This window comes from Clostridia bacterium (genome assembly GCA_036562685.1).
Lineage (GTDB): Bacteria > Bacillota > Clostridia > Christensenellales > DUVY01 > DUVY01.
The window spans coordinates 1-4,332 of the sequence record DATCJR010000059.1 but is presented as its reverse complement, the minus strand read 5'-3'; the positions used below and the strand labels follow the sequence as shown (position 1 = coordinate 4,332).

Sequence of the window (4,332 nt, the reverse complement as noted above, 5' to 3'; positions counted from 1 at the left end):
ATAAATTCAAAAAAAGTACTTATACTAAAAAAAGAAATCAAAGGAGGTCAATAAAATGCCCAAAAAACTAACAAGCAAAGACTTGGAAATATTATCAGAAATGATGTTGTTAGAAGAACTAGCATACAAAAAGTCTTCTTTATATGAAAAGCAATTCAAAGAACAAGAACTAAAAGATCAGTGCAAAGTTTTGGCAGAAAACCATAAATCACGCTATACCGCACTCAATGATTATCTTGCCAGTCACAACTAAGGAGGAAAACAAATGAACAGTACATTTCAAGAAAAAGATTTGTTGCAAGACATGTTGGTTTTAGAAAAAGACATAGTAAGAAACTATGCAAGCTATATAGTTGAAGCATCTTGCCCCAAATTAAGAGATACTCTTGACCAGAACATGAGTTCTTGCGCAGACGATCAATTCAGCATATTTAACGCAATGAAATCCCGCGGATATTATCAAACAAAGGATGCGCCTCAGCAAGAGGTCCAACAGCAAAAAGAAAAATATGGTGACATATTAGGCACAATGAACTAATTTTCGTCATGATACATCAAAAAGAACGATTTTTATCGTTCTTTTTTTTGTTTGCTTTTAATACTTTATTTATAATCTTAAAATTAATTTTGACTATCAAGTCTTTTTGTGCTAAAATGTTGATGGTTTTGAGCTAGATAATTATTGAATTGATATTTTTTTAGGTTGGAACTTTTAGGGGTTATTTAATTATGTATTTATCTAATTTAGCTCAATATATTGCTTTAACCATAGAATTGATTATCGCTGGAATTGGAGTTTTATGGCTTATAAGCTTTTTTATATGGAACAAAATTTTTGGAAACGAGTTTAGCATAAAAAAAATCAATGACCATTATTTTAAAGAATTTTTTAACTCGCTAGATCAAAAACTTAAACAAGAATTTATCAACTGGTTTGTTTATGAGCCAGGAAAAAAGACGGGAGTTGAAAGAATACTGTTTGTAAACAATGAAAACAATGCGCCGTTTTTTAAGGATTTTGTAAGATTTTCTTCACATTACAAGGACAAAATCAGCTTGGATTTGATATACAAGATGTTTGAATTCGCCAAATCAAACTATTATGACCAAAAATCATACAATTACATAATCAACAAAGAAATAAAACTATTTTATTCTTTAAGGCACGATCCTCTAGCTTCAAAATACTGCAAAGACCTTTGCTACCAAAAGCTTGGAGATTTTTCTAACCTAGAAGAAAACAGCATTTATCTTAAATATCTAATTAATCTAGAGTCTATTGACAATATTAAGAAAGCTATTGAATTATGCAATATTGCCATAGAAAAAAATATCGGCGATGGAACCAAAGGCGGATACGAAAATAAACTCAAAAAGTTACAAAAAACAGCCAATATCCAACATAATAGCATCCCAGAAATAAAAACCGCAGATCAATAAAATCTGCGGTTTTTTTCTAAAGAGCTATTTTTCTGATTTTACAAACCTTTTTAGATATCTTTTTAACACATAGTACAGTCCTACCGAAATAGCAAGATTAATGGTTATTACTATCGGCTGGAAGATAAATCTGGGAATCACTCCATACCAAAGCTGTGCAAAATAATTCTGAACCAAATTTAATGATGGACTGCCATACATAACCGCAAGTCCGATAGTATTGATACCCAGTGTGCATACTATCATAGAAATATACGCCCCGATAATTAGTCTAATTTCAGGACGAATTTTGGGCAAAATCATAAATACAAAACCAACTATCCAACCCATCAATCCATTTCCAATGGTCATAACGGGATTAGGCGTTCCGCCTTTGATTATGTATCCAAACAAATCTCCCACCGAACCTGTAACAAAACCAAACATAGGCCCAAAAAAAGCTCCGGCGAGATAGCAAGGAATATAAAACAAGCTTACTTTTCCCGAAGGCAAATCAATACCAAACATCTTGGTCACTACCGCTAAGGCAATCAATACTGCTATATATGTAACGCGGCGAGTTGCGTCAAGATGAAAAAAATACGCAACCCCTTTTTTTGTTTTTTGCTCAACAGGTTGCGTTTGATTATTGCCAGGCGCAATTTCCTGTTGAGTAAGGTGTTGTTTCTTACTCAATGTCGGGCATCTCCTTTGGCGTTAAAACTTTAATTTTATTTATGTTTATTCATTATACTTCAATAATTCAAGAAAAGCAATGATAATTGAATATGATTATTTAATATGTACATTTTATTGTCAATGTTTTAACTCCTGTTTAGATTTGGCATAAAATCCATAATTTTCCACATATTAGAAGTATGTTTACTATTATTATACGAGTAGTCATAATACTTGTTTTGGTTTTGTTTGTAATAAGGCTTATGGGAAAACGGCAGATAGGAGAAATGCAGCCTATCGAACTTGTAATTACATACATTATTGCTGAGGTTGCCTGTGTGCCTATGTCTGATCCCGGCATACCATTAATCTATGGCATAGTGCCTATATTATCCTTGTTTTTGATGCATTTTCTCATTTCTTTTTTATCAAGAAAGTCGCTAAAATTCAGGGCATTGATAGACGGACATAGCATTATGGTAATCAATCCAGACGGAATCAACTACAAAGCGTTAAAACAGCTTAATATGAATCTTAACGATCTTATGGAAGCTACGAGAAGCGCAGGCTATTTTGATTTGTCCGAAATATATTATGCAATGTTTGAAACTAACGGAAAGTTATGTATAATTCCAAAAGCCGAATTTGCGCCGCTCAAGCCTTCGGACATCAAAGTCAAACCGCAGCAACAGACTCCGCCTGTTTCTCTTATCATAGACGGCAAACCTATTAATCTAGATTATTTTAATATCAAAAAAGATCAATTAGAAAAAATAATAAAGTCCAAAGCCAACAAGAAAATCAAAGAGATTGTCCTTGCTTATGCAGACAATAGCGGTCAAACTTATATTCAGCCCAAAAAAGGCAAGTATATTACTACCAATATAAAAGAACTAAAAAAGAACCAAAAATAAACATAAGTGTGAAAAATGAAAAGGACTATAATCGCTATTTTAGTGTTTGGAATTTTAATAGGGGCATCGATATGGGAAATGCATTATCTTGTCGATAAGATAGAAGTCTTGAAGTCTGGCATAACGGATATATATGCCTATATGGAACAAGATAAGCAAAACATCGATACTGAGCTAAACAAAAAATTGATTGATGACCTAGAAAAGCAGTGGGATAAGGACAAAATTGTCATGCACGCAATTTTGCCCCATTCTCAACTCAATGAACTAAGCTACAAAATTAATGCACTCAACAGGCACATCAACCAAAATGATTATAATATGGCCAACACCGCAGCTTCTGCGATAATAAAAAACTGCGAAATGATCCTGAGCAATTTCTTGCCAAAAATAGAAAATATTTTATAATTAACCTTTGATTTTATCCAAAATACTCATATCCACATGACAATAGCCTGTGGGATTCTTTTTGAGATATTGTTGATGATACTCTTCGGCAGGACAAAAGTTATTAAGCTTTTGAACTTCGGTTACGATAGGCTTAGTATATTTGAGCTGTTCTTTTTGAATCTTTGATCTAATGACTTCCACATCTTGGTCATCAGTATAATAAATGCCTGTTCTATACTGTCTGCCTATGTCGTTGCCCTGACGGTTAATGCTGGTCGGATCAATAATCATAAAATAATAATCCAGCAAATTATCAAGACTCAAAACATCTGTATCGTATTTTATATATACAGTTTCGCTGTGGTCAGTTTTCTTGATGTCTTGATATGTTGTTTTTTCACTTATTCCATTGGCGTAGCCTGTTTGGGTAAATACAACTCCAGAAATGTTAGAAAAAAATTCTTCCACACCCCAAAAGCATCCGCCAGCAAGATAAATTTCTTTTTCATTCATATTTTTATCCTAAATGTAAAATTTGATTTAAGAATTGTCCAGTATAGCTTTGGCTTACCATAGCAACTTCTTCAGGAGTACCTTGTGCTATAATCTGACCGCCGTGTTCGCCGCCTTCTGGACCTAAGTCTATGATATAATCGCAAACTTTTATTACGTCCAGGTTGTGTTCAATTACTATCACTGTATTGCCATTGGCAACCAATCTTTGTAATACCGATATAAGCTTGTCAACGTCAGCCATATGAAGTCCTGTAGTGGGTTCGTCCAAAATATAAACAGTCTTTCCTGTGCTGCGCTTAGAAAGTTCAGTCGCAAGCTTCACTCTTTGAGCTTCGCCGCCTGAAAGCGTCGTAGCAGGCTGTCCCAGTCTTATATATCCAAGTCCGACTTCATACAAAGTCTTGATTTTGTTATA

At 33.8% G+C, this 4,332-nt stretch carries 8 protein-coding genes; 5 read left to right on the top strand and 3 right to left on the bottom strand.

Annotated features, from left to right (window positions below):
• The first annotated feature begins 55 nt into the window (after window positions 1-55).
• The 3 genes from VIL26_02680 to VIL26_02670 all read left to right on the top strand — a co-directional run bounded on the left by VIL26_02680 (window position 56) and on the right by VIL26_02670 (window position 1,440).
• The gene (locus tag VIL26_02680) at window positions 56-253 is read left to right on the top strand and encodes a hypothetical protein (GenBank protein HEY8389849.1); all 198 of its coding nucleotides are present in this window, start codon (window positions 56-58) and stop codon (window positions 251-253) included.
• 12 nt (window positions 254-265) lie between these two features.
• Window positions 266-538, top strand: a complete 273-nt coding sequence (locus VIL26_02675; GenBank protein HEY8389848.1) for a spore coat protein — start codon at window positions 266-268, stop codon at window positions 536-538.
• Between the two features lie 191 nt (window positions 539-729).
• A complete protein-coding gene (locus tag VIL26_02670) occupies window positions 730-1,440 on the top strand; it encodes a hypothetical protein (GenBank protein ID HEY8389847.1) in 711 nt (236 codons plus the stop codon).
• A gap of 24 nt (window positions 1,441-1,464) precedes the next feature.
• Here VIL26_02670 and VIL26_02665 read toward each other — a convergent pair whose 3' ends face one another.
• Window positions 1,465-2,115 carry a folate family ECF transporter S component gene (locus tag VIL26_02665; GenBank protein ID HEY8389846.1) on the bottom strand — a complete coding sequence of 217 codons (651 nt, stop codon included), beginning with the start codon at window positions 2,113-2,115 and terminating at the stop codon, window positions 1,465-1,467.
• A 182-nt stretch (window positions 2,116-2,297) separates the two neighbouring features.
• On the opposite strand from VIL26_02665, the gene VIL26_02660 reads away from it, so the two are divergent.
• Window positions 2,298-3,011 carry a YetF domain-containing protein gene (locus VIL26_02660; protein HEY8389845.1) on the top strand — a complete coding sequence of 238 codons (714 nt, stop codon included), beginning with the start codon at window positions 2,298-2,300 and terminating at the stop codon, window positions 3,009-3,011.
• Window positions 3,012-3,026: 15 nt separating this feature from the next.
• Window positions 3,027-3,419 carry a DUF4363 family protein gene (locus VIL26_02655; protein HEY8389844.1) on the top strand — a complete coding sequence of 131 codons (393 nt, stop codon included), beginning with the start codon at window positions 3,027-3,029 and terminating at the stop codon, window positions 3,417-3,419.
• Here the strand turns inward: VIL26_02655 and msrA are convergent, their stop codons facing one another.
• A complete protein-coding gene (gene msrA / locus VIL26_02650; GenBank protein ID HEY8389843.1) occupies window positions 3,420-3,914 on the bottom strand; it encodes a peptide-methionine (S)-S-oxide reductase MsrA in 495 nt (164 codons plus the stop codon).
• Between the two features lie 4 nt (window positions 3,915-3,918).
• The coding region (locus VIL26_02645) for an excinuclease ABC subunit UvrA (protein HEY8389842.1) at window positions 3,919-4,332 on the bottom strand (414 nt) is incomplete at its 5' end.